Genomic DNA, 25,403 nt, shown 5'->3' with positions numbered 1-25,403 from the left:
GGTCACATGTGGAAATCGCTGCTAGTCAGTACCGCCGCAGGAGCTCCCGAAGCCCGTTGGCTACGAAGGTCTCCGCCGCCTTGGTCCGGTCGAGGAAGCCGTGGGCGCCCACGGGTTCCACGGAGGCGATCAGCCCTGCGGCATCGCCCAGGCTCATGCGGACTTCGGTATCCAGCCGCCCCTCCACCACCAACCGGGCTCGGCGGGAATCGGACCACGCGTCGGGTCCGGGGTCATCGTGGAAGGTGCGGGTCACCGACACGTCCTGCCAGCCGCCGTCGAGCCTCACGTGCGCACGGTAACTGACGGTTTCCCCCTGGGTTTCAACGCGCCCGCCCGCGAGGAACAACCGGGGTCCGAATGGCCCGTGGTCGAGGAAACCGGACACCTGAGGCGCGGCTCCGGCGTCGGCGGATGGCAGCACCACGGTGGCGGTCAGCGTCAGCGGTTCGCCGTCTGCTTCACCGCGGAGAGTGTCGTTGAAACGGACGCCGGCAGGAGGCTCCGTCATGGCCGTGCACGAGGAATCCTTCGCCAAGCCGCCGCTGGTCATCGAGTCCAGGTACTTCCGTGCGTCCCTGTAACCCATGCCGATCAAGGTGTCCGCGTTGATCCTGCCCAGATAGAACTCGGGATCGAGCGGGAGGGGATGCTCCGGACGCACCACATGGAGAACAAACTCGCGTCCAGTGGCCTTGGCCGCCTCGAAATCCGCAAGGAGCGCGCCCATGGCACTCATCTCGATCATATGGACGTACTGCTCCAGCGGACCGTCGCCCCAGTACGGGGAATTCCCGATGCACCAGATCAGCCAGATTTCGTCCGCACCCCGCCTCAGCGCTTCCTGGACGTTGGCATCGCGGACCCAGACGGCGTCGGTCCAGATCTTGCCGTCCCTGCGCAGCGGTGTGAGGAAGATGGGCAGCGACATCCCCGCTGCCATGAGCTCCGGATCGATCTCCGTCGCGTCGATCGGGTGGCAGCGTTTTTCCACGAACTCCACCACGTTGAAGGAGCCTCCGACGGCGCCCGGTTCCGCCGCGCGGCGACGGATCCCGGTGGCGTCGATCCCCAACGCCGGGAACACTTTGTTGAGGAGGCCGTCGGCATCGCCAATGGCGGGCAAGGACCACGGTCCCTTCAGGTAGTCGCCCAGGGGGAGGGCCGAGCCGAAATCCTTGACGTTGACGCCGGACCAGTTGTTGCACATGTCCTCCGGGGACACCCCGGAGAGCATCATCCCGGCTGTCAGGATCCCGCCGGACGTTCCGTCCACATGATCGAACGCCAGACCTTCCTCAGCGAGCGCCCGCACCACTCCGGCCTGCCAGGCCACACGCATGCCGCCTCCGGCCAGCACCAGGGAACGCATCACGTACTCACTCTTCCGGCGACGGTAATGCCCCGCCAATAGATGAAGCAGAGCACCGCCGTCGCAAGGTCAAAGAAGGCAACAGTCAGCGCTAGTGGCGCGAAGACGCCGTTCAAGACCCCGATCCCGACGGCGGCAAACGCGCCTGCTTTTTGCACTCCGGACCACAGGACCACTTCGTGCGAAGCCACGGCGTTGAGCAGGGTGTGCAGGAGCAGTCCGCCGACCACCACCATGAACATCCCCACGGTGCCGAAGAGTTGGTGGGCCTCAGGCGTTGGCTCTGCCCCGATCAGCTGGAGAATGGCCCCGCCGAACGGAATCTGCGCTGCCCCGGAAAAGACGGTGATGATGGCGATGGCGGCCAGGACGGCCCGCAACGGATCGGCGGCAGCCCAATTCAGGACCCCCGGAGCGTGTTCCTTGTGTGGACGCGGGTGCTGGCGCGGCTGCGGCTGTGGGCGCGGGTGTGCTGTGCTCATGGGAATCTCACGTGTAGCTTGCCAGCAGCCGGCCGCGGTCCACGAGCAACCAGACCATGGACAGCCAGGTCAGGGTGGAGACATAGAAGCGGATGTCGTTGAGGAACATCCAGCGCAGTAGCAATTGGCGGAGTTCTGCGTCGTCCTTGAAATCGCCGCCGCGGATCCTGATGTTGATGGGGATGATGATTCCCTGGCCAACCACTGTCAGCGCGATGATGCCCAGCAGGCAGATGATGGCTGGGATGACCCGGATGCTGCCCCATTCCGTCCACACCAGGATGGCCCCGGAGACAAACATGATCGGCACTACTACCGTGAAGAATTTGGTGGCTGCGCGGGTGGGGATGCCGAAGTGCATGTCCACGTTGTCGCGGGAGAGGGACCGCCAGGTGGGGTAGAGGAACCATTTGAGGACCCACATAGTGCCCACGTACATGGTGGATCCGAAGAGGAAGTACAAGGCGTTCAGGAGGAGGAGCCAGTTCATGATGCCCGCCCTTGGGCAGGCTGGGAATCGGCGACGCGGGAGCGGTCCGGAGGTGCCAGCCACTCCTGGCTTTGGCCAAGGCCCACCACGCTGTCCATCATGTCTCCGCCGCGGAGGGCTGCAGCTTCCGCTTCCGTCGTGGCCGTGAGGAACCACGCTTCGTAGTGGTCGTCCAACACTCCATGGGCTTCGGGAAGCCACGCGGTGAACAAGGGCTTGTTTCCCACCTGCAGGGTCTTGAGGGGTACGACGCCGGGAGCGTCCCCCAGGACGAGGCGCGCCTTGGCCTGCCTGCCGAAAGCGACATTCGCGGTGGCCTCGAAATAGATGTCCGATTTCCAGAGCATTCCACGGAAGGCGCAGTAGTTTGAGGCGGCCAGCCTCACCGGGAGCCCGATGGGAGCGGGCTGTTCGATTTCGATGTAGCAGCCCAGCATTCCGTCCTGATCGTACTGGGCCGAGACCGTGGTGTCCGTGACCACGAAGTCGAGGTTGGCTTGGTGCTTGGGCATGCCCCAGATTCCCTTCCCGCCCTTGACCGAGATTTCCGTGCTGACGGGCAGGTCCACCACGAACTGGCCCAGCTTGAACGTCTTTTGGAAGATGAGCGGCAGGATCGGCGGGACGGGCCGGCTGCCGTGGGTGATGGCGATGGCCAGGGAATATTCGATGTATTTGCCGATGTCCGTCGATTTGTAGTTGACCACCGTGACCACAAGCAGGCCCTTGCCGCCCAGGCTGAATGGCCGCATTTCCTTGCCTGGGAGCAGTGCGGCGGCGGCGCGCTTGTTGATGGGGAAGGCCGCCATGAGCACAGGGGAATCGTCCGAATTGACTGGCATGACGTACTTGATCCCGTCCACTTTGGCGTACTGGCCGGTGAGTTCGGTTTGGCGGCGGGGGACCGGGGAAGGGAGGATTTTCTGCACGGATCTGTGCAGCGCTGCATGCAGTTGGGCGAAGTTGTTCATGAGTTCAGCTCCTGGACGATGATCGGGAAGGTATCCCGCCACGCCCGGGCGCCGAAGAAGACGTCCAGATGGCCGTAGCCGGGAATGAGGTGCAGCGAATCCTTGCCAGGCCTGTGGGCTTGGAAGAACTCGAAGGTGCGCTCTTGGCTTTCCGGCAGGAAGCAGAGGTTGTCCTTGCCCGCCATGAAGACGAACCGCGCGTCGGTTTGTGGAGCCTGGGCCACGAAGTTCTCCGGGAGTTCGGGGTGGTTGCCGGCCGCCACCATGTGTCCGGCCTTGATGCTGCGGCCCATTTCCTCGAAGAAGCTCACCGGTACCTCGGCAAACTCGCCCTTGAGCCATTCGTGGGTGGCGTCGTCGAGGTTTTCATGGGACCACAACGCCGGCCTGCCGCTGCCGTAGGTGAAGCTGACCATCTTGCAGACCGTGTTGTTGCATTCGTGGTGGCCGGCCTTGACCAGGAAACGGATGAGGCGGGTGAAATAGCCCTCCGACTTGTAGGCCCACGACGGCGACAAGTAGGGAGTGAACAGCTTCACCACGGGCGTCAGGTAGTCGATCTTGAGCCGCGAGAACGCCGGAACCACCGGATGCAGGGACACCGCGTTGGAGATGATGGTGTCCACTTGCGGCAGCAGCCCCGCCGCGGCAGACATGGCGAACGACGTGGAGCCCTGGCAATGGATCACGGCCTTGAGGGTCTCGGCGCCGGTGGCCCGGAGTACGTGCTCGACGGCGGCAGGATGGTCGTAGACCGCGGCGTCACCTAGCGTCCACGAGAGGGGGTCGAGGTCGATCGAGGCGCGCCAGTTGAGCATCCAGACGTCCCAACCGTCCTCCAGCAGCACATCGACCACGGTGGTGGGGACCGGCGGCCGAAAGAGTTCTGCGCGTACTCCCGATCCATGGACCAGCAGCACAGGCCCCTTGCCGCGGTTGACCGGAGAAGTCACGTGCACAAGGCTGAGCGGCGTGTCGTCGCGTGCCCGGAAAGGGATGACCTCGGTGTGGTGCTCGGCCCGGGTCACAGTCATGGTGAAATTCCTTCCCGGGAGATGGAGATGGGCGTTTCAAGTAGCCGGACTGCCGGGAGCCCGGCGGCAGTGGCGCCCTTGGCCGGCACCGGACGGACGCCGTCGGACGTGGTTTCCAGCGCCCAATCGCGGCAGATTTCATCGATGGCCAGCGGGTACACCGTGAGCGCGCCGTCGGGAGCCAAGTGGATGCGCAGGAAACCCTTGTGGTCCTCCACCGACTGGCCGGACATCATCCAGGTGGCCACCTCACCACCGCGGGTGCCCAGGATGAAGAGGGCAAAGGCCTCACTGCCGAGGACCCAGCCGCTCACGAACGTGACCGCGAGGGCGAAAAGGGCACCCAGGAATTGAGGCCAGCCGGGAGGCCAGTGCAGGACTGCGACAACCACCAGGCCCACTCCCATGGCCGCGAGTTGGTACAGCACTCCGCGCAAGAAGGTGACAAGGCCCTTGCGGTCCCGGACAACCGATGAAGTGCCGAACAATTTCCAGAGCAATGCCAGCGCGCCGAGCAGTACAAGCGGTCCCAACACGCCGAAGATCAACGGCCTGGCCAGGCCGGCCCCCTCAAGGGAACCCAGTGTGTCCATGAGCGACCGGCCGCGGAAGCTGCTGAAGACAGTCCATCCAGCCAGGAAGAAGAGCACGTGGATCAGTCCCAAAAGCGGTCCGAAGCCTGGATTCCGGGCAGGAAGCCAAAACGGTGACAACGGGTTGGCGAGCCGGCGCCCCATTCTCCGGCCGTCGTCACAGCTGGGATAGCTGACGGGGGTCCGGCTGAACTTCCGGCCGGCCGAGCCGAGGTCCGGCGTCGGGAGCGACGCCGAAACGTTCGGCGATGTGATGGGGGTCGGCAGGATGATTTCCTCGGGAAGTTCGGAAGTGTCAGCGAGGTAGGCGCCGCCGAGCCCGCACGTGACGAGCTGCGTCCTCAACCCTTCCGGAGCTGCACCGCTTCCATAGGCGGGCACGTCTTGCTCGAAGCGCGAGTAATGGTGCAGGTCCCCGCTGAGCCAGAGGCGGACAGAGGCGCCGGTGTCTTCGAAGCGGCCCGTGGTCGGGTTGAAGCGACGGCGCAAGTAGTCCTGCTCGAAGAAGTTGACTTGGCGGAAGGCGCTCGCCGACGGGGAATCGGAATAGACCCAATACGGCGAAGCCAGGCACAAGATAATGGCATCGCCCGGCTGCAGTTGCGTGGTGACGTTCCGGTAGAAGTACTCCAGTTGGGGCTCATCAATGTATTGGCCAAGTTGGCTGTCCAGGCCAAGCACCCACCAGCCAGGGCTGCCGGGGCCGCCGGTGAGCCGCACGCCGAAGTAGCTGCGGCTCTGGACCGTACGCCATGCTCCGATGCTGCGCTGCCTCGTGAACAGCCGGATGAAGGAAGTGAGCCCGTCGTACCAGTCGTGGTTGCCGGGCAACGCCAGCATCAACGTGGCAGGCGGACAGGTGCCGGGAGGCGGAGTGTCCGAGTCTCCGGGCGCGGGAGTGGGGAACGCCTTGCGGTAGGGACCCACCATCTTGTCCTCGTAGCGTTCCGGCGAAGCCACTGGATAGACCTCGTCGCCGCCAAGCACCAGGACGTTGCCCCGAGGCAGCGTGTCTCCGGCTACCTCGAGCCTCTCCTGGGCGAGCAGAAGAGCCACCGAGTAGGTCGCGTCGAAGCCGTCGCCAAGGTCGGCGGTGAAATCGAGCCACAATTCCTTGGCCTGCGTTCCGGCCATTTGTGCCAGCGCTTCGCCCCGGCTCCGAAGTTCGTCTGGTGCGGGCAGGCCTTTGTCCATGACGGCAGGTTGCGCTGCCTGGCCGGGCAGCGGGAGCCGATCAAGATAGAGGGGCTCACCGGGGAGTCCGGCTTCGAGCTCGCGTTTGTCGCCGAAATCGGCGAAGAGGGTTGCCGCCGCGACTTTGAGTCCGGTGCGGCCCAGGGCGATGGGCGAGAGCCAGCGGACAGCATCGCGGGGCGTGAACCCTAGTTCGGCGCTGTGTTGTGCCAGCTCCCAGTGCTTCATGATCGTTGCCGGAAGGGGTACGGAATCTTGGAGGCAGTGCGCCCGTAGACCTGCCAGAGCTCGCCCAGGAACAATTTCCCAAACGCCGTGAGCCCAGCCGCCGGAGCCGGGCCCACAGCCCGGAAAGTGGTGAGCTGCCGGGCAAAGTCCAGCGGCCGGATGTGTAGTATCCCGGCGCCGACGACGGCGGGATCGTCGCCGTCGTCGTACTTCCTCGCCGGTGCGGCCGGTTCCGGCGGCGGGACATGTCCCCTGAGGATCGTGGCATACAGGATGGTGGTGTCCGGCCAGACGTCGAAGCCGGACCCGTTGTGGATGAGCTTGTAACCGGTGAACGTCAGCGGGGTGCCCCCCGGATCGCGCAGCCAGAGCCGGTACAGCATGCGCCTGCTCTGCGTGCCGTCTGGAGACTGGTCTTCCACGAAGAGGTTGAACCAGCCCTTCTCCACCGGGAGCCGTCCGCCGAACTGGTCGGCCAGCACATAACCTTCGGCTGCGGCCGGGTGGGCCGGATCTGCGACGAACGCGTCGATGTCCTTCGCCGTGATGGTCAGCTCAAACATGATCCGCCGCCCCCGGTCGCGGCCCAGGTTGCGGCCCTTTTCGGGGTCGGAGAGGCCAGGGCTGAACCAGCCGTGCATCTGCTCTGTGAAGCTGACCGAGGTGGCGTTGCTTTCCGCCGTGCCCGCAGCGTGTGGATCAAGCCCGCGAGCCTGCTGGGTTGTGGCGGATCCCGCCGCGTAGGCAGGCTTTTCCTTGCGACCCGAGATGCCTTTGGTGGCGTCGGGGGCAAGCGAACGGGGCGCGGTTTCGGCTTGGTCGACGACGGCGGCGCCGGCAACGGGCGGGCCCTGCACCGGCGCGATCCCTCCGCGCTCCCCGGAAACTGCGGCTCCGGTGACGGCCCCCCGGCTGTCCGCCTCAAGGATGTGCCGGCACGCCCGCTCCGCGAAGGCCGCAATAGTCAGGGAAGGATTCGCCCCCACCGGCCCGGGCATCGCAGCACCGTCCGCCACGTGCAGGCCCGGGTAGCCAAACACTTCCCCGTATTCATCGCACACGCCCTCCGAGGGATTCCTTCCGGAGGGGGAACCCCCGATCGGGTGCACCGTGATGACCCTCTTGGCCCACCACAGTGGATTGTCCACGAAGTTTCCATCCAGCTGCCCCGCGATGTCCTCCATCGTTTTCTGCACCCTGCTGAAGTAGCTGTTGGACGAGGAAAGGGTCCAGTCGACGGCGAGCCTGCCATCCTGCAGGCTCATGACGCCGTCGGGGATGTCGCGCCCCATACCCAGCAACGGAACAGAGCTGCTCGAGAGGTGTCCGTCACCCAGCGCCGCAGCCAGGTCGGCAGAGATGTTGGAATGGTGGCCTTCAAACAGCCGGTCCTTGAGGATTTGGCCAGCCATCCTGGCGGTGCGGCGGGCCACTTGGCCCAGCTGGGCGGTTTCGATCAACCAGTTGATGAAAGCCGGATATCCGGCATCCTCCACGTAATACCCGCGGCCGGAACCGCCGTCCACCGTATCCGGAATGCGGATGGCCGTGGTGATGACCGGGCCACGGCTGCCCGAAAGCGTCCGGACCCCCGGTGTGCCGCCATGACCGTTCGGCGGGCCAGCCTCCCCGGTTTTCGCATCCATGATGAGGGTCAGGAGGTCTCCATTGCCGCTGAACCTCGTGCCGAGGGTTTCGCTGAGCCCTGGCAGGGAAGCCCGGTTGCGCAGGAGCAGGAAGTTGCTGCCAAAGGTGCCTGCCCCGAGGATTAGTCGACGGCAGCGGATGAACCGCTCGCGTAGCAGCGCTCCGGGTTCCTGGGGATCATGGACAACGTAGCGGACCTCGTAGCCGCCGCGCTGGAATCCATTGCCAGGTAGCGGGCGGATGCCGCGCACATCGTGGAAGGTGCGCAGATCTGCTCCCGCGCGTTTCGCCGCCGACAGATAGGTGTGGTCCAGGGTGTTTTTGGCGCCGACGTTGCAGCCGATATCGCATTCGCCGCAGAGAAGGCAGGTTGTTCTGACGGTGCCATCGCCGTGGACGCTGCCATAGGGAGCGGCAGGCAGCGGCTGGTTGCTGCGGGGCTCGGCGCCTGGACCGGTAGCAAACGTCACGGCGATGGGAGGCCGCGTGATGGCCAAACCCAAGGCCGCAGCGCTCGACTCCATGGCGTTGGTCTTGGGCGTGTCCCGGTAGGGGTAGGGGACCGGTTGGAGCATTTTTTCGGCGTCGCCATAGAACGGTTCCAGGTCCTCATAGCTGAACGGCCAGTTCTCATAGCCGCCGCCAGGCACCGGCGATTCCTTGACGAACCACTTGGGGTCCTTGCGCAGCAGGACGTTGGCGTAGATGAGGGAGCCGCCACCCAATCCGCTGGACACCAGGCCTTCCGTCCCGCGGAACGTCCAGGCGTCGAACAATCCGTAGAGGCCACGGTCCGGGTCCCAGAAATTGCGGCCCATTTCCGCGGGGGTGCGGGCGAAGCTCCCCGGAGGATAAGCCTTGCCGCGTTCCATGAGGACTACGGATTTGCCGCCCTCTGCCAGCCGCAGGGCAGCGACGGATCCGCCGAAACCGGAACCCACCACCACGGCGTCGACGGTCTCGATACCACTTTCCCTGGTCCCCAGACGAACCATGGCCGTTCCTCTCACAGGAGAGCTGACCCGGAGTCACCCGGACGTAGCCGGACGATGCCTCCGTGGACTATGGCCCCATGTTCCCACCGGGCCGCGAATCTGTCCATGATGTGGAGTTATTGCTCGCATTGCTTTACGACGCACGCTCACTTATGGGCCCAAATCGCCGGACGCTCTTGCACCTGATGTGAACAAAGGTTCGTCTTTTTGCGGGAAGATCCGCAGGAGGATCGGCCAAAACCGGCCCAAGAGTGAGCGAGGATCGCGGACTTAGACGCGGAGCCGGTAGCCTCGTTTCACCACGGTTTCCACGAGCGTTCCGTCCGGCAGGGAGGACCGCAAACGGCTCACTGTCATGTCCAAGGCGTGGACCGAGCCCCGCAATTCCAAAAGGTCGGACAGTGCTTCGCGGGACAGCACAGCACCGCCTGCCCCCAGGAGGGCTCGCAGCAGGAGCAACGGAGCCGGGGCCAGTTCCACTGGGGAACCATCGATCCTCAAGCAGCGGCCACGCAGCTCAATATGCCCCGCAGGCGTATCGAGCCGGCGCACATGGTTCAGGGCAAGATGCTCCGTGACGAGCCGGATGAGGGCACCCATACGGTAGCGGTCCGGGATGAGGGGTGACAGCCCGGCGTCGATCAGTGGTTGTGCGGTGACGGGCCCGACGGCGGCAACGGTCACCCGGGTCTTGAGGGCCTCGATCAGCTGGCGGTACATGCCCATTTCGTGGGCCGTGCTCCACATGGCGTCCACCGCCGGCGCGCTCGTGAAGGTGAGCACGTCCAAGTCTCCACTGCAGACGGCTTCGATCAGGCGCGGCAGTTTGTCTTCGCCGTCGGGCTTCACCCAGCGGTACGGCGTGACGGTGAGGACCGTCGCGCCGGACATGCGGAGGCGCTCAAGCTGGCGGACGTCGGTGTAGCCATGCAATTGCACCGCGACAGTCTTTCCCCGGACGCCTTCCTGAAGGAGCATGTCCACCAATGTGGCGGTGGTTTCGTCACTGCTGATCCCGACGTCGGCAAGGCCGGCAGCGCGGACGGCACCGCGGGCTTTCGGTCCCCGCACGAACATGCGGCAGGCACCCAGGACATCGAGAAGCTGCTCGCCGATGCCGAAAGAGTCCGCGGCCTCGCACCAGCGCCGCATTCCGTAGGCAGTCGTGGCGATGCAGATATCGGGCTTGGCCGCGATGATCTTCTTCGTGTCCTCGATGAGCGTGATGTCTTCCTGGACCGGTGCGATCTTCAATGCGGGGGCATGCAGCACTGAGGCGCCGCGCCGTTCGAGGGCCTCGATCAGGTCGCGCGACCGCCGGTGGGAAGTCACTCCGATGCGGAAACCGTCCAGTGGCGCATCGTCGTTTGGTCCAGGAGTGGCCAGCGGCGAGCCTGCGTCAACGGAATCAAGGGCGTTCAGAGTGGTCATTGGACTTCCTTCAGGCTTCAAGGAGCGAAGCCGCGAGCCGGCTCAGTTCTGCGGAGGCTTCGGCATGATTGTGGTTGGCTTCGGCCACCCGGACCACCTCGCCGATGACCAGGACGGCCGGGTTGCTGCAGCCGGAGGCTGCGGATTCGATGGTGCCGAGTTCGGCGATGGTGGTGCGCTGGCCGGGACGGTAGCCGCGCTCGACGACGGCCACGGGCATTCCGGCATCCATTCCCGCCCGGCGCAGGCCGGCAGCCAACTGCGGGAGGGTCCCGATGCCCATCAGCACCACGATGGTCCCGCCGAGGCCTGCCAGATGGGTGTGTTCCTTCTCTGTCAACGGGGCGTGGCCGGAGACCACGGTGAACATGTGGCTGACCTCGCGGTGGGTGACGGGGATGCCGGCGGCCGCGGGGACGGAGATGGCGCTGGTGACTCCGGAGATGACGCGGACTGGGACACCTGCCTGGGTGCACGCGGCGACTTCTTCGCCGCCGCGGCCGAACACGTAGGGGTCACCGCCCTTGAGCCGGACAACGTTCTTGCCTGCCAAGGCGGCCTCGACCATGAGCTTCTCAATGTCGCACTGGGCCACTTTGTGATGGCCGGGGCGCTTGCCGACGTCCACCAGTTCCGCGGAGGTAAGGCGCACCAGTTCCTGGTAGGGGGCCAGGCGGTCGTAGAAGACGACGTCGGCGTCGCGCAGCGCGTTGACCGCGCCGACGGTGAGCAGATCCAGGGCGCCGGGACCGCCGCCGACCAGCGTGACGTGGCCAGGCTCGCCGGCGGCCGGTTCGATGGCGATGGGGATCCCGGCTTCCCGGCAACGTTCGAGCAGCGGCTCCCAACCGGGCTCGCCGTCGTCGACGGCTGCGACGAGGAACGGGCGCTCTGGCAGCGGGCCGTCACCTTCGGCACCGTCCGGCGTGCTGAGACGGTAGACGACGGCGCCGGCGGCTTCGTAGCGGCGGACGGCTTGCCGGGCGGCGTGGGCCGAACCGGTGACCAGAACGTCGCGGCCGGTGAGATCAATAGAGAGCTGCACGGTTGTCATTTCCCTTCACCTGCGGATTCATTGCCGGACCGGACGGAGATGCTTGCGGAAGAAATGAGGACGCCGCCCTTTTCCTCGTTGGTGGCGGGGCGGATTTGGCCGCGTTCGGGGACGAAGGTGATGGCTTCGTCTTTCTGGTCGGGGGCGTTGACGAAGGAGCGGAAGCGGCGAAGCCGTTCGGGGTCCTTGAGGGTTTCGGCCCATTCGTCCTGGTAGGTGTCGATGTGCCGGGCGATGGCGGCTTCGAGGTCCTCGGCGATGCCGAGGGAGTCGTGGATGATGACGTCCTGGATGTGTTGGAGGCCACCGTCGAGTTCTTCCTGCCAGCGGGCGGTGCGCTGGAGCCGGTCGGCGGTGCGGATGTAGTACATGAGGTAGCGGTCGATGTATTTGATCAGGGTGTCGTCGTCGAGGTCCTGGGCCAGGAGCTGGGCGTGGGCGGGCTGGAAGCCGCCGTTGCCGCCGACGTACAGGTTCCAGCCCTTGTCGGTGGCGATCACGCCGACGTCCTTGCCGCGGGCTTCGGCGCATTCGCGGGCGCAGCCGGAGACCCCCATCTTGAGTTTGTGGGGACTGCGCAGGCCCCGGTAGCGCAGCTCGAGGTTGATGGCCATGGCCACGGAGTCCTGGACGCCGAAGCGGCACCAGGTGGAGCCGACGCAGGATTTCACGGTGCGCAGGCTCTTGCCGTACGCCTGGCCCGACTCGAAGCCGGCCTCGACCAGTTCCTTCCAGATGTCCGGGAGCTGCTCAAGGCGGGCGCCGAACATGTCGATGCGCTGCCCGCCGGTGATCTTCGTGTACAGGCCGTATTTCTCGGCGACGCGGGCAATGACGCCCAGGCCCTTGGGGGTGATTTCGCCGCCGGCGATGCGCGGGACCACGGAGTAGGTGCCGTCTTTTTGCATGTTGGCCAGGGCGCGGTCGTTGGTGTCCTGCAGGGTGCCCCGGCCCGCGCCCAGGACGTATTCGCTGTTCTGGGAGGCGAGGATGGAGGCGATGGTGGGTTTGCAGATGTCACAGCCCGCGCCGGTGCCGTATTTGGCCAGGATGTCCTCGAAGGAGGTCAGTTCCAGGACCCGGATGGCGTCGAAGAGTTCCTGGCGGGAGAGGCTGAAGTGCTCGCAGAGGGCCTTGGAGACCTCGATGCCGGATTTCTTCAGTTCCCCTTCGAGGAGCTTCTTGAGCATCGGCACGCAGGACCCGCACTGGGTGCCGGCCCGGGAGCAGGTCTTCAGTTCGCCCAGCTCCTGGACGGGGGCGTTGCCCTCGCAGGAGCCGCAGCCGTTGATGGCGTCCCGGATGGATCCGGCGGGCACGTTGTTGCACGAGCACAGGATCGCGTCGTCCGGGAGCTCGGTTTCGGGGGCTTCCCCGCCGCCTGCGGCGGTGAGGTAGGCGCCGGGTTCGGCGGACAGTTCCCGGCCGAGCATGGGGCGCAGGCTCATGTAGGGGGTGGCGTCGCCGACGAAGATGCCGCCGAGCAGGGTCTTGGCGTCGTCGGTGGTGACGATCTTCTGGTACACGCCCCGGGCCGGGTCCGCGTAGACGATTTCCAGGGAGTGCTCGGTCCTGGCGAACGCGTCCCCGAAGCTGGCCACGTCCACGCCGGAGAGCTTGAGCTTGGTGGCGGTGTCGAAGCCGGGGAAGGTCGCCTGTCCGCCGTGCAGGCGGTCGGCCACGATCTCGGCCATCGTGTTCGCGGGAGCGACGAGCCCCAGGCACATGCCATCGAAGTTGGCGACCTCACCGATCGCCCAAATGCCGGGGACTGGAGTGGCACAGTGGTCGTTGATGACCACGCCACCCTTCTTGCCCAGTTCGAAAAGCGGTTCGCTGCCATCGGCGGGATCCTCGCCGTCGCGGAACAGTTCGTCGCGGGGACGGATGCCGATGGACGCGATGACCATGTCAGCGGGGACGATACGGCCGTCCTTCATGAGGACACCCGTGACCTGGCCGTCGTCGTCGGACAATACTTCGGCGGGATAGGTTCCCGTAAGAACTTCGAGCCCCTTGGCAGAGACGAGCCGGCCCAATGCCTGGCCTGCGCCTTCATCAAGCTGGGCGTTCATGAGCCAGCGTGAACCGTTGATGACGGTGGCTTGCGCTCCGAGCTCCATGGTGCCGGCCGCTGCCTCCAAGCCGAGAAGTCCGCCACCGATGGTCACGGTCCGGACAGTGCGGCCGAGCTTCTCCGTGAGTTCGGCAATGGCCTTGTTGATGGCCCAGACGTCGTCGAGGGTGCGGTAGACATGGGCGAGCTCGCCGCCGGGGAACGGGAGTTGTGCCGCGTCCGAGCCGGTGGCGACCACCAGGTGGTCGTAGGGGTAGCTGTTGCCGGCCGCGGTTTCCACTGATTTAGCTTCAGCGTTGATCTTGACCACTCGCTCGCCGGTGCGCAGGGAGATGGATTCGTGCTCCCACATGGACATGTCGCCCAAGGTGAGGTCATAGCCCACGTCGGTGAGGGCCTTGCTGAGCGTGACGCGGTCGTACGGGAGGTGCGCCTCCTCGGTCAGGACCGTGACGTGCCAGCCCTCAAGACCGCGGGTGTGCATGGCGTCGGCGAATCGGTGGGCCGCTGGGCCTCCACCGGCGACAACAATACGGCGCAGGTTTTCTGGGTTGGAAGTGTGTCCGGTCACTGGTGGCCTTTCGCATGCGCCGCAGAACGTGCTCCGCAACTTGTCACTTCAGACTACGGACGGGCAGTTTCGCCTCAGTTTCCCTTTTGTTTCGTGGTCTTAACTTCTGGGTCACGATTGGATGTCGTTGAGTGTGAGGTCTCTTTTACGCAGCGGACACATTGACTGCATTCCGGTGAAACACTCCCGGCCTACCTTGAAAGTGTGGCCGCTAGACGGCCCGCGCCTGAAAGCAAGGACGAAGGCCGGGACAGGATTCGTCCGGCCCTTGGCACAGTGAAAGGGGTTGACATGACCGTCATTCTGGAACGGGAAGAACAACTGATGGGCGCGCCGGCGGCGTCCGGCTGGCACCGTGTATGCCCGTTGGACGAGCTTGAGGTGGCCTGGGGCGAGGCAGCCCTGATTGACGGCGTGCAGGTGGCGCTCTTCCGCGTCGACCCCGAAAAGGTGTACGCAGTTGCCCAGCAGGACCCCGCAACTTTGGCGAATGTCATGGCCCGCGGCATCACCGGTTCCCGGGGCAGCCGTCCTACCATCGCCTCGCCGTTGCACAAGGAGGTCTACGATCTTCAAACCGGCGAGTGCTATTCCAACCCCGAGCTCCGGCTTGCTGCTTTCAAGACCCGCATGGTTGACGGCTTCATCGAAGTCGAAGTGTAGGCTAAGCGTTACAGCCTCGGCCTCAGAGCCCCAGCGCCTCGCGGACGTCGGCCAGTATGTGGTCCAAGGTGGTCCGTGCGGCGTGCCGGGTTTCTGCGAGTTCCGCCGCGGAACCGACCGACTTGATGACCTCCAGGTAGCACTTGAGCTTTGGCTCCGTGCCGCTGGGCCGGATGATGACGCGGCTTTGGTCTTTGGTGAGGTAGAGGAGGCCGTCCGTCGGCGGCAGTTGTTCGCTTCCCTCGGCCAGGTCCACGAAAGTCTCGATGGCGGAGCCGCCGAACGACTCGGGCGGGTCTGCCCGGAGCCGGTTCATCATGGCGTCCAGCAAACCGAGGTCCGCCACCCGGATGCTGAGTTGGTCGCTCGCATGCAGGCCGTGCACCAGGTAGATCTCGTCCAAGGTGTCGAAGATCGTCTTCCCTTCAGCCTTGGCCGCCGCCGCCAGTTCGGCGATGAGCAGGGAGGCGGAAATGCCGTCCTTGTCCCTCACGAGCTCCGGCGCCACGCAGTAACCCAGGGCTTCCTCGTAGCCGTAGACGAGTCCCGGCACACGCGAAATCCACTTGAATCCCGTCAGCGTTTCCTCGTGGGCGAAGCCGGCCGCTGCGGCAATGCGGGAGAGCAGCCGGGAGGAGACGATCGAATTGGCAAAAACGCCGCGGGTGCCATCGCTTTGCCGGGCGTCGGCGGCATGGCGGGCGACCACGTGGGCGCCCAGAAGGGCGCCTACTTCGTCGCCCCGCAACATCCGCCAAGCACCCGTATCAGGGTCCTTTGCCGCCACAGCCGCGCGGTCGGCGTCGGGGTCGTTGGCCAGCACAATGTCGGCACCCGAGCGCGCCGCTGCCGCCAAAGCCAGATCCAGTGCGCCGGGCTCTTCCGGATTGGGGAAGCTGACAGTGGGGAAGTCCGGATCCGGTTCTGCTTGCTCTTCCACGAGTGAGACGTCAGTGAAGCCGGCCGCGTTCAGTACCGAGACCGCGGTTTCACCGCCCACGCCATGCATGGGAGTCAACACAATCTTCAGCTCCCGTGCCGGGAAATTCACGGGGTCGGCAAGGCCAGCCATAGCGGCCTGGTACTCTCCCGTGATGGAGCCGGGCAGCACCGTCCAGCCGGATTCAGCCAAGGCGATGGAGTCGAGAGGGCCCACGGCTTCGATGCTTGCGGCGATCTGCGAATCGTAGGGTGCCACGATCTGGGACCCCCGGCCGCTTTCCTCCACGGCACTGCCGCCCAAGTACACCTTGTAACCGTTGTCCTGCGGCGGGTTGTGGCTCGCAGTGACCATGACGCCGCCGTCGCAATCAAGGGCCCGGACCGCGTAAGCCAGAAGCGGGGTAGGAAGCGCCGAAGGCATCAGGAAGGTGTCGAATCCGGCCGCCGTGAAGATCGCGGCTGACTCTGCCGCGAAGACCTCCGAGTTGTGCCTCGCGTCATAGCCGACGACGGCGCGCGGCCGCGTTCCGGGGGAGGCCGCCGCAACGGCGTCCTTCAGGAAAGCCGCCAAACCCGCTGCCGCCCGCCGCACCACCACGCGGTTCATCCTGTTGGGGCCCGGACCGAGGGCGGCGCGGAGTCCCGCGGTACCGAACTGCAGCGTTCCACTGAAGCTGTCTTCAAGCTGTTGGCGGGCTGCAGCGACGCCGCTGGAGGCGAGTCCGGCCAGTTCGGTCAGTGCTGCTGCCGTGATCGGGTCCGGGTCCTGGGCAGCCCACTCGCCGGCGTCGGATATCAGCTTTTCAAGTTCGGCATCGCTCGATGTCATAGGGATAAAGCTATCGTCAAAGAGCAGGGATGCCGAGGTGCAGGGTTGTGTCGGCAGTCACAGTCCTGCCGCCCCGCCCAACTAGTCCCCACCGCCACCCTCGCCTCGCAAGCTCGGCCAGGGAACCCTGGCGGCGTGGGCCCACGCATTTGTTGTCGTTATGAGGCGTTTTAGCGACAACTAATGCGAGTCAGTTGGGCTGCCGGGTTTCAGGGTCGCTGCCGGGTGCTGCTGAATTTGAAGCTCGTGGTGCCTCCCGTGCTGGAGGCGGCCGCGCCTGTGTTGCCCCATTGCGGGAAGAAGGTGTCCGAGATGACCACCGAGCCGTCTTGCGTAAACACCTCTACCGAGGAGGAATCCAAGAGGATGCGGAGGCGGACCTTGCCGTCCTTCGTTGGGACGGAGGCTTGGTGGTAGGGGCTGAATTTCGGCGAGAAGTTGGAGGTGCCTGCCGCCGAGCGATCCACTTTGAGGGTCTGGGTTGCGCGGTTGTACGAGATCCGGAGGCCTGCCTTCCCGTCCGCCGAAGCCCGCAGCACTATGCCAGCTTCAGCTGAGGCCGCAACATCCATTTCGGCGTCGATCAGCTGGGTTCGTGAACCAAAGTCGGTGCCGAGGGAGTCCGTGGAATCGGTGACGGTGAGGTTTTTGCCATGTACTTCACTGCTCTTGGCGTCCGTGAGCGCGCCCTCCGCGGCGGGGGCGATGGTCGAATGGAGCTCGAAACGGTCTCCTGTGGCTACCAGGCTGAGTTGGCGCGGGATGGCCATGGATCCGCGCCACGGGGTGCTCGGTACGGACTGCGCATAGTCCCAATTCCCCATCCAGCCGAGCAGCACGGGTTTTCCGCCGGGGGCAGAGGCGATGGTGTTGGCGGCGTAGAAGTCGGCTCCGTGGTCCAGCCATTGCGAGTCCGTCAGCGGGTTGCCGGGCTTTGCGGCGTGCTCCGCCGTGAACCGAGTGCCGTCGAACTCGCCCACGAAGTACTGCATCCCGGAGCCTCCCGCAATGCCTCCTGGGTTGATGCTCAGGATCATGACCCATTTTTTCAGGCCGTTGCCGCCGTCGACGTCCATCTGAAGCAGCTCCGGAACTTCCCAGAGTCCGCCCTGGGCACCCACTCCCGTGAAATCGCTGAGGAAGTTCCAGTGCAGCAGGTCCGTGGACTTGAAGAGTTTCACCACCTGCGCATCGGCTACCACCGTGGTCATGACCCAGTATTTGCCGGGTTCGTACCAGGTGATCTTGGGGTCGCGGAAGTTGTTCGACGCCGGCCGCAGGCTCAGCACCGGGTTGCCCTTGTACTTGGTCCAAGACGTCCCGTGATCCAGGCTGTAGGCCACGGACTGGGCCTGGCTGCCTTTTGGCAACGCCCCGCCGTCGCCGTATGAGCTGGTGTAGAGCGCCACTAGTGGAGGGTTGTCTGCGGTGCCCAGTCCCGAGGCGTTCCCCGTATCCGGAACGATGGCGCCTGAAAAGATTTCCTCGCTGGCGGAGCCCTCCATGGCCACCGGCCGCTGGGTCCAGTGCACTAGGTCGGTGCTGGTGGAGTGGCCCCAGGACATGTCTCCCCAGAAGTTGCCGTGCGGATTGTGCTGGTAGAACGCGTGATAGGTCCCGTTTTCGTAGACCAACCCGTTGGGGTCGTTGATCCAGTTTTGCGACGCAGTCAGATGCGCGGCGGGCCGCCACGGGTCCGATTCGGACGCCGCCGGGGCGGGTATTCCGACGGCGGACGGCGAGCTCCCTGCGGACGGCGAGGCATCCGGCGTCGGGGTGCAGGAACTCGTGAACACTGTCAGGACGACGGCGACGACGGCGAGTACCGCCTTGCGAGCGGTGTGGAACGGGCGGTCAGGGGAGTGGAGCATGGGACTTCCTGGGTTGGGGAGCGGGGCGCCCGGGTGGAACCGGACGCCCCGCGTTTGCTGGGCAGGCGGCATGCTTTGCCTGCCCAGCGGGTTTTGACGTGGCCTACTTGTAGAGGCCTTCCCCGCCGACGCGGACGTTGGTGGGGAGGTAACCGAACGGACCGAGGCCGTTCTTGCCGAAGCTGTGGTCAACCTGGGTGACGCCACCGGCGAAGTTGATCTTTACCGTGGGGGAGAGCGACCCTCCACGGACTCCGTCAACGTTGTCGATGAAGGACTGCACCAGGCCGCCAGGCTGCACGTAGTGCGAGTAGGCCTGGAACTGCCGGCCGTTCTGCTGTGCCGACTGGTTGCCGCTCGGGTTGTTTGCCGGCAGGTTCAGGTCGGTCGGCGAGCCAAGGGCAAGGCCGCTGTTGTTGACCGGCTGGAAGTCCGAACGGACACCGTTGCCCACGAAGCCATAGACGCCGTCAGGGCCACGCATGCCGTCGGCATAGGTGAACTGGTGGCTGATGGTGAACAGGTAGTACTTGCTCTTGCCGTTTTCGTTCTGGATGAAGATCTGCGGGCGCTCAGTCTGGTCGTTGACGCAGTTGGCGGACAGGATCGGCGGCAGGAAATGCCACTGGGTCAGGTCCTTGTTGTCTGCGACGGCCAGTCCGACGCTCGCGGTCTGGTACCAGGAACCGGTGGTCGTGTTCACCGTGTTGGTGTTTTCGGCGTTGGGATCGCCCGGGCGGTAGCCAAGATCAGCATCCGTGCACTTGTAGTCGCCGCGCTTTCCGGCGGTGTTGCCTTCGAAGACCATGAAGGTCTGGCCCGGGTGGGCCGGGTCCTCGAAGGTGTACGGGTCGCGGAAGGCGAACCCTGCGTTCTGGGCCTTGTTTTGGTACAGCTTTCCGTCCGGCTCAAGCAGCTTGTTGTGCTGGAAACCGTCGAACGTGACGCCGTCCTTGTTCGCTTGGATGTTGCCCAGGGCCTTGGCGATGACTGCATCGGGAGCGATACCGCCGCCGCCCGCGTTGCGCTCTGCACGGTCGTAGAACGTGGTGGCCGTGTAGAACACGTTGACGTGGTCGCCCTGCATGAGGCGCGTGGAGCCGGACCATTCGGTGTTTCCGATGGAGGTGTTGTCCAGGAACAGGTGTCCGCCGTAGTTCCACTTGTCCTTCGCAGGGTCTGCGTTGGTCTTGCGGAAGAAGTAGCCGATTCGGGCGTTCCAGTGGCGCTGGTCGAAGCCGTAGCCCGCGTGGCGGTCAGCTACGAGGGAGAAGATGACGTCCCAGCCCTTGTAGCTGATCTGGTTGGCGTTTTCGTCTGTCAGGGACCACGTGTCCCAGACCCAGACGTCGTCGTTCATTGCCGGGAAGTCTTTCGGGATTTCCGGCATGGTGACGTTGGGGCTCATGGAGTTCTGGCCCGGCGTCACGTTGGGATTGCTCTGGGCCATGATCTGCTTGGCATCCGCTCGCGTCCACTTGGACGTGAAGTTTGCCGCAGGATCAAATGCATCCTGCGTGTGGACGCTCGGCAGTGGGAATCCCGGTGTAGGAGCCGGCATCGTGGTCGCCGGCTTGTCGGCAGGCAGGTTCGCCTGCGCTGCCGGGGATGCCATGAGCACCGTGGCGGCAACGCCGGCAGCGGCCGCGAACGCGGCTGCCGACCGCAGACGGCGGCGTGGCCCGTTGGGGGTTGAGTGAGATTTCATGCTTGCTCTTCTCGCGGAGGTTGGACTTCGTGGAATGGGGCGCAAGCCCTGGATCCGAACTCCGGCGTTCCCGATAACACCGCTGGCGTCATCCGGAACGCCATCGTGTCGGGTGGATGAGGGCTTTTGCGAGGCCCTCATCCTTCGGTCCTGGCACGTCGACTTGCCGGGACTGTTCCAAGCTAGACGTGCTAGGAATGCCGCTGCAAACCGTGTTTCGGACGCACTGTAAGCGCTTGCGCACATGTCAGACATCTTTTGCGCAAGCGCTTACATTTTTACAGCGCGCGCGTGCCATGGAAAGGGTGACGGGTCAAATATTTCTGAATAAATCTGATTTATTCGAAAAGTTCACACGCCATTAACACGGGAGCGAATTGACTTGACAGGGACTGGAAAATTAGCGTGACGAGATCTGTCGCGTGATGGGCTCGGCCAGATTGGAGGCGGGTGATCTGGCCGGGGGCGGGTGACGCAGAACTGCCCGCGCCGGGGTCCGGCGCGGGCAGTTCCTTTGTTTCTGGCGGGTCGGCTAGTTGGCTTTGGTGGACCGGGTTCGCGCTAGCGCGGTGACGCCTGCCGCCAGGCCAATCAGGCCCGCTGCCAGGCCGAACCAACCAGCTGTGGAGCCTGAGTCACTGGTTGTCGCCGATGCCGCTGACGGTGCGGGCGTCGCTGAGGGGGAGGACGTGGGCGCCTCCGGTGCGGCGGAGTCACTGGCGGTGGTCACGAACGAGGGAGCGGGGTGTTCGGGCTCAGGCTGGCCTTGGACGGTCTTCTCGTCCCACTTCACCACGGTGCCATCTGTGTAGGTTTGGGTTGCGGGCAGCATGATGATGGTGCCGGCATCCGGCAGGACACCAACCGAGATCGAGAACGCCTGGTATTCGTCCTGTCCGATCTGGTGTGTCGCGTCAGCAGTCCACACCACTGACGTGACGGCCTTCGTGACCGTCGCTCCCGCCACCGTGACAGGTTTGGGGAGAGTGGACGTGATGAGTTCGGCTTTCCAGCCCTCAACGGGTTTCACGGATACCGAGTTGAACGGAGCGTCGGTGGGGAGGGACACTTCGAGTTTGACGGTTTTTGCCGTGGGCGATTCGTTGGGGACATTGAAGGTCAGGTGGGTATAGCCACCGGCTGCCGGGTCGTCGGGGTTGACGTGAACGTGTGCAGAAGCGGCTGAGACGCCGAATGCGAGCAGCCCGGCGGCCATCGTGGCTGCGCAGGCGGTCTTGAGGGCACGGCGGTGGGAGGTCTTCATGGCAATGGTGCCTTTCACAAGGGAAATTCTTGGACTGGAACGGGCCGGAAGTCTGTCCGGCCGGTGAAAGCAGCAATGTGCCGCAGGGTCCCAAGCCCGTATGCGAAAGGGGGTGGACTCAGGCGGCAGGAACCAGGGCTGGCGGACCGCGCCGGGAAGGAAGTCGAAGTCCGCGAAGACCATCGGGAAGCACAGCAGGAACCGCGCAAGGGGCTTGGCCGCGAGATGGCTGGATGGGTGCTGGGGCGGGCAGTTGGACCAGGGGGCGCAGCCATGCCGCCAGCGCCCAAAGTGCCTGTTCCCCGCGAGCCAATAGCAAGGTTGTGCCGAGGGTCGCCGCAGCATGGGCAGCGAACATTTGCCAATCGCTTGCGGCAGTATGGGCAGGCAGCGCTGAAATTAGCGTCCCGGGGAGCAGGGCCGGGACGTGTCCTGAATGCCCGGACTGCAATGGTGCCGCGGACGAAACCCCGGGCGACAGGGCACAGAAAGCCCAATGCAGCCAGAACTGCCCGGCGCCCAAGAGTCCGGCGATGACCGGCACGGAAAGGCGGAACCGCGTGAGTATGGCTACCGGGAGGATCGTCAGGGCGCACAGGGCCGTGAGGATGGCGGGCTCGGGTAGCTTGCCGCCACCGGCCATGTGCCCGCCCGCGGCCAAGCCCAGAATGATTGAACCGATCAGGCCCGTTCGGAGGAGCCGGAAAGAGGCGGATGTGATCATCTGCGTTCCTTCCGGTTCTTAGCGCAATGGCGGAGAGTTACACAGATTCTACTGCCTGCCGCCTGCCGCCTGCCGCCGCCAGCCGAACGCCGCCCGCCTGCCGCCGCCCGCCTGCCGCCGCCCGCCGAACGCCGTCGAGCAGAGTTACTGCTCGACGGCGTTCTCCGCTAGTCGCGGTATCCGCGCCCAAACGCCGGGCTACTGGATCAGAGCTTGGCGATGATGTCCGCCAGGAGCCGGGAAATGCGCGCGCCTGCAGTCTGGCCTGCCTCGATCACTTCCTGGTGGCTCAGCGGTACCGGGCTGATGCCTGCGGCCAGGTTGGTCACCAGGGAAATGCCGAAGACCTCCATGCCCGAGTGCCGGCCGGCGATGGCCTCCAAAGCAGTGGACATGCCCACCAGATCCGCGCCGATTCGCTTGGCGTATTGGACCTCGGCCGGAGTTTCGTAGTGCGGGCCGGTGAACTGGGCGTAGACGCCTTCGTCGAGCGTGGGATCCACTTCCCGGGCCAAACCTCGGATGCGCGCGGAATATAGGTCCGTGAGGTCGACGAACGTGGCGCCTTCAAGGGGAGAAGCCGCTGTCAGGTTGATGTGGTCACTGATCAGCACGGGAGTGCCGGGGGTCCAGGATTCGTTCAAGCCGCCGCAGCCGTTGGTCACCACCAGGGTCTTGCATCCTGCGGCCGCAGCAGTGCGCACGCCGTGGACTACCGCACGAACGCCTTTGCCTTCGTAGTAATGGGTACGCGCGCCCAGGACCAGGGCCCGCTTGCCCTCCTTCGTCAGAACCGAGCGGATGGTGCCCACATGGCCCTCAACGGCGGGAGCGTGGAAGCCGGGAACCTCCGACGCCGTGAGGGTCGCCGTCGTTTCGCCTATGAGATCCGCAGCCGCGCCCCAGCCTGAGCCGAGCACGAGTGCGACGTCGTGGGATTCGACGCCGGTCTCCGCCGCGATGTAGTCGGCCGCAGCTTTGGCGGCCTCGAATGGGTCTGTGTTGATCAGCTCTGTGTTACTCACTGGTACAAACTACAGTGCCGGCCGCGCTGTTGAACAGGGCGCTGTTGGGCGGGGCAAACTGCCCTGCGGGCGTTCTCAGGTGGGGCTTAGTGGCAGGTCCGCTGGCATTAAGTAAGAATTGACCATTGTGACCATGCATCCTGACTTCAGCTCACCACGAATCGCGATCCTGGGCGGAGGTCCAGGCGGATATGAAGCGGCAATGGTCGCAGCGCACTTGGGAGCGCGGGTCACCCTCATCGAACGCGCGGGGCTCGGCGGCTCTGCCGTACTTACCGACGTCGTGCCTTCCAAAACCCTGATCGCGACGGCGGATCTCATGACCCGCGTCGCAGAGGCGGGGGAGCTGGGAGTCAAGTTCGCCGTCGACGGCAGCGATGTAGCGCCAGGCATGCGCGCGGATCTGGGCCACATCAATGACCGCGTCCTGCACCTCGCGAGGGAGCAGTCCGACGACATCCGGGTGGGCCTCGAGCACCTTGACGTGGAAATCCTGATGGGCTCGGGAAGGCTCTTGGACAATCACACCATCGAGGTCGTCACCTCGGACGGCACCAAGACGATCACCGCCGACGCCATCCTCCTGGCCGTCGGTGCGCATCCCCGCGAACTCCCCACAGCCAAGCCCGACGGAGAGCGCATCCTCAACTGGGCGCAGATCTACAACCTCGACGAACTTCCGGAAGACCTGATCGTCGTTGGTTCCGGCGTCACGGGCGCCGAGTTCGCCTCTGCCTACAACGGCCTTGGTTCCAACGTCACCCTCATTTCGAGCCGCGACCAGGTGCTACCCGGCTCGGACACCGACGCGGCCCAGGTCCTCGAAGGTGTCTTCAAGCGCCGCGGCGTGCGTGTTCTGTCCCGCTCCCGCGCGGAAGCTGTGGAAAGGACCGACGCCGGCGTCCAGGTCATCTTGGGCGACGGTTCCGTGGTGACGGGCAGCCACTGCTTGGTCTGCGTGGGTTCGATCCCCAACACCGCCGGAATCGGGTTGGAAGAGGCAGGTGTGGCTGTCACGGAGTCCGGCCACATCAAGGTGGACGGCGTTTCCCGCACCACGGCGCCGAACATCTACGCTGCGGGCGACTGCACGGGGATCTTGGCCCTCGCCTCTGTCGCGGCCATGCAGGGCCGCATTGCGGTTGCGCACTTCCTGGGCGACGCCGTGATGCCGATCAAGCTCCACCAAGTAGCGTCCAACATCTTCACCTCACCGGAAATCGCTTCGGTGGGCGTCTCGGAAGCCGACCTCGAATCGGGCAAGTACCAGGGCGACGTTGTCACGCTCTCTCTGCTGAGCAACGCCCGCGCCAAGATGCGCAACACCAAGGACGGCTTCGTCAAGATCATCGCGCGCAAGGGTTCGGGCACTGTGATCGGCGGCGTCGTCGTTGGGCCGAACGCTTCGGAGCTGATCTTCCCGATCGCCGTTGCCGTGAAGCAAAAACTGCACGTGGACGACGTCGCGAGCACCTTTACGGTGTACCCCTCGCTGACCGGGTCAATCTCGGAAGCGGCGCGCCGGTTGCACGTTCATATGTGACTGGGTGGGCGGCTGATAGGTCCCTTTCAGTAGCAAACCGAATGACCAGGGCGAAATCTGTAACTGGACTCACTCCCGGTAGACTTCGCGGCGATGACCGGCCTGAACGACGACGATGACGAGCCGGCCGTCGTCGATCCGGTAGAGCACCCGATAATCCCCGGTACGAACCCGCCATTCGACCCGTCCTGTTAGCTTTTTGGCGCCAGGGGGGCGCGGTGTCTCGGCAAGCAACTCGATGGCTGCTTGGATCCGTCGACGCGCCTCGGGCGGAAGCTTGCGCAACTGCCGAAGGGCCGCCGGCAGGACCACGACGTTGTATCTCACGTCAGACCCAGGTCGCGCTTGACGTCCTCCCAAGGGATCGGCGTCTGACCGGTCTGTTCCATCTCTTCCCATGCCAAATCGACGGCCCGGATGTCTTCAAGTTCTTCCGCGGCTTCACGAAGGCGCTCCAGTTCGGCGGAATCAATCACTGCGGCGACCCGAATTCCGCGGCGCGTGAGGAATACCGGTTCGTGCTCGCGATGTGCGGTGTCCACAATGGTTGCCAGATGGTTCCGGGCTTCGGTGATGGCTATGTCGGTCATGCACTCGATGCTACGGCAAATGCGGCAAAATGTACGTAGCGTACAGAACAACCGATAACGTAAGTGCGACGGTGGGCGGCCTATTTTGTCGTAGCCTGCTACTCG

General features: G+C 64.9%; 20 protein-coding genes. 2 read left to right on the top strand and 18 right to left on the bottom strand.

Features of this window, described 5'->3' with window-relative positions; translation table 11 throughout:
* Positions 1–25: 25 nt before the first annotated feature.
* The 10 genes from OW521_RS05610 to nirB all read right to left on the bottom strand — a co-directional run bounded on the left by OW521_RS05610 (position 26) and on the right by nirB (position 14,139).
* A complete protein-coding gene (locus OW521_RS05610; RefSeq protein ID WP_268025695.1) occupies positions 26–1,372 on the bottom strand; it encodes a patatin-like phospholipase family protein in 1,347 nt (448 codons plus the stop codon).
* Positions 1,372–1,854 carry a hypothetical protein gene (locus OW521_RS05605; RefSeq protein ID WP_268023643.1) on the bottom strand — a complete coding sequence of 161 codons (483 nt, stop codon included), beginning with the start codon at positions 1,852–1,854 and terminating at the stop codon, positions 1,372–1,374. Before OW521_RS05605 ends, OW521_RS05610 begins: the two co-directional genes overlap by 1 nt.
* Positions 1,855–1,861: 7 nt before the next feature.
* Positions 1,862–2,344, bottom strand: coding sequence for a hypothetical protein (locus tag OW521_RS05600; protein ID WP_268023642.1), 483 nt, complete (start codon positions 2,342–2,344; stop codon positions 1,862–1,864).
* Complete coding sequence (locus tag OW521_RS05595) at positions 2,341–3,315, bottom strand: acetoacetate decarboxylase family protein (protein ID WP_268023641.1); 975 nt, start codon at positions 3,313–3,315, stop codon at positions 2,341–2,343. Before OW521_RS05595 ends, OW521_RS05600 begins: the two co-directional genes overlap by 4 nt.
* Positions 3,312–4,349, bottom strand: coding sequence for an alpha/beta fold hydrolase (locus tag OW521_RS05590; RefSeq protein WP_268023640.1), 1,038 nt, complete (start codon positions 4,347–4,349; stop codon positions 3,312–3,314). Before OW521_RS05590 ends, OW521_RS05595 begins: the two co-directional genes overlap by 4 nt.
* Entirely contained in the window at positions 4,346–6,364 is a 2,019-nt protein-coding gene (locus OW521_RS05585) for a hypothetical protein (protein ID WP_268023639.1), read from the bottom strand. The genes OW521_RS05590 and OW521_RS05585 overlap by 4 nt, the downstream gene beginning before the upstream one ends.
* Positions 6,361–9,006: a GMC oxidoreductase gene (locus OW521_RS05580; protein ID WP_268023637.1), complete on the bottom strand. Its 2,646-nt coding sequence runs from the start codon at positions 9,004–9,006 to the stop codon at positions 6,361–6,363. Before OW521_RS05580 ends, OW521_RS05585 begins: the two co-directional genes overlap by 4 nt.
* A gap of 270 nt (positions 9,007–9,276) precedes the next feature.
* Entirely contained in the window at positions 9,277–10,437 is a 1,161-nt protein-coding gene (locus OW521_RS05575) for a uroporphyrinogen-III synthase (protein ID WP_268023635.1), read from the bottom strand.
* Between the two features lie 10 nt (positions 10,438–10,447).
* Positions 10,448–11,482, bottom strand: coding sequence for a uroporphyrinogen-III C-methyltransferase (gene cobA, locus OW521_RS05570; protein ID WP_268025694.1), 1,035 nt, complete (start codon positions 11,480–11,482; stop codon positions 10,448–10,450).
* Between the two features lie 5 nt (positions 11,483–11,487).
* Positions 11,488–14,139, bottom strand: a complete 2,652-nt coding sequence (gene nirB / locus OW521_RS05565) for a nitrite reductase large subunit NirB (protein WP_268023633.1) — start codon at positions 14,137–14,139, stop codon at positions 11,488–11,490.
* A 291-nt stretch (positions 14,140–14,430) separates the two neighbouring features.
* Between nirB and nirD the strand changes: the two genes are divergently transcribed.
* On the top strand, positions 14,431–14,802 hold the full coding sequence (nirD, locus tag OW521_RS05560) for a nitrite reductase small subunit NirD (protein ID WP_268023631.1): 372 nt from the start codon (positions 14,431–14,433) through the stop codon (positions 14,800–14,802).
* 22 nt (positions 14,803–14,824) lie between these two features.
* Here the strand turns inward: nirD and OW521_RS05555 are convergent, their stop codons facing one another.
* From OW521_RS05555 to OW521_RS05530, 6 genes are all read right to left on the bottom strand, one after another.
* A complete protein-coding gene (locus OW521_RS05555; protein WP_268023629.1) occupies positions 14,825–16,573 on the bottom strand; it encodes a phospho-sugar mutase in 1,749 nt (582 codons plus the stop codon).
* Positions 16,574–16,782: 209 nt separating this feature from the next.
* Entirely contained in the window at positions 16,783–18,444 is a 1,662-nt protein-coding gene (locus OW521_RS05550; protein ID WP_268023627.1) for a glycoside hydrolase family 32 protein, read from the bottom strand.
* Positions 18,445–18,547: 103 nt separating this feature from the next.
* Positions 18,548–20,152 (bottom strand): glycoside hydrolase family 68 protein, encoded by a 1,605-nt coding sequence (locus tag OW521_RS05545; RefSeq protein ID WP_268023625.1) that lies wholly within the window; start codon positions 20,150–20,152, stop codon positions 18,548–18,550.
* 532 nt (positions 20,153–20,684) lie between these two features.
* Positions 20,685–21,416, bottom strand: coding sequence for a YcnI family copper-binding membrane protein (locus OW521_RS05540; RefSeq protein ID WP_268023623.1), 732 nt, complete (start codon positions 21,414–21,416; stop codon positions 20,685–20,687).
* Between the two features lie 118 nt (positions 21,417–21,534).
* The gene (locus tag OW521_RS05535; RefSeq protein WP_268023621.1) at positions 21,535–22,140 is read right to left on the bottom strand and encodes a hypothetical protein; all 606 of its coding nucleotides are present in this window, start codon (positions 22,138–22,140) and stop codon (positions 21,535–21,537) included.
* 206 nt (positions 22,141–22,346) lie between these two features.
* Complete coding sequence (locus tag OW521_RS05530) at positions 22,347–23,165, bottom strand: purine-nucleoside phosphorylase (protein WP_268023619.1); 819 nt, start codon at positions 23,163–23,165, stop codon at positions 22,347–22,349.
* 127 nt (positions 23,166–23,292) lie between these two features.
* Between OW521_RS05530 and OW521_RS05525 the strand changes: the two genes are divergently transcribed.
* The gene (locus OW521_RS05525) at positions 23,293–24,708 is read left to right on the top strand and encodes an NAD(P)H-quinone dehydrogenase (protein ID WP_268023617.1); all 1,416 of its coding nucleotides are present in this window, start codon (positions 23,293–23,295) and stop codon (positions 24,706–24,708) included.
* Positions 24,709–24,777: 69 nt separating this feature from the next.
* Here OW521_RS05525 and OW521_RS05520 read toward each other — a convergent pair whose 3' ends face one another.
* Both OW521_RS05520 and OW521_RS05515 read right to left on the bottom strand, forming a co-directional pair.
* Complete coding sequence (locus OW521_RS05520) at positions 24,778–25,035, bottom strand: type II toxin-antitoxin system RelE family toxin (protein WP_268023615.1); 258 nt, start codon at positions 25,033–25,035, stop codon at positions 24,778–24,780.
* Complete coding sequence (locus OW521_RS05515) at positions 25,032–25,298, bottom strand: type II toxin-antitoxin system Phd/YefM family antitoxin (RefSeq protein ID WP_268023613.1); 267 nt, start codon at positions 25,296–25,298, stop codon at positions 25,032–25,034. Before OW521_RS05515 ends, OW521_RS05520 begins: the two co-directional genes overlap by 4 nt.
* Positions 25,299–25,403: the final 105 nt, after the last annotated feature.

Origin of the sequence: Arthrobacter sp. MMS18-M83, assembly GCF_026683955.1 — a bacterium.
Taxonomy (GTDB): Bacteria; Actinomycetota; Actinomycetes; order Actinomycetales; family Micrococcaceae; genus Arthrobacter.
Note: the sequence above shows the minus strand (reverse complement) of the source record. Positions and strands in the feature narration are given on the sequence as shown.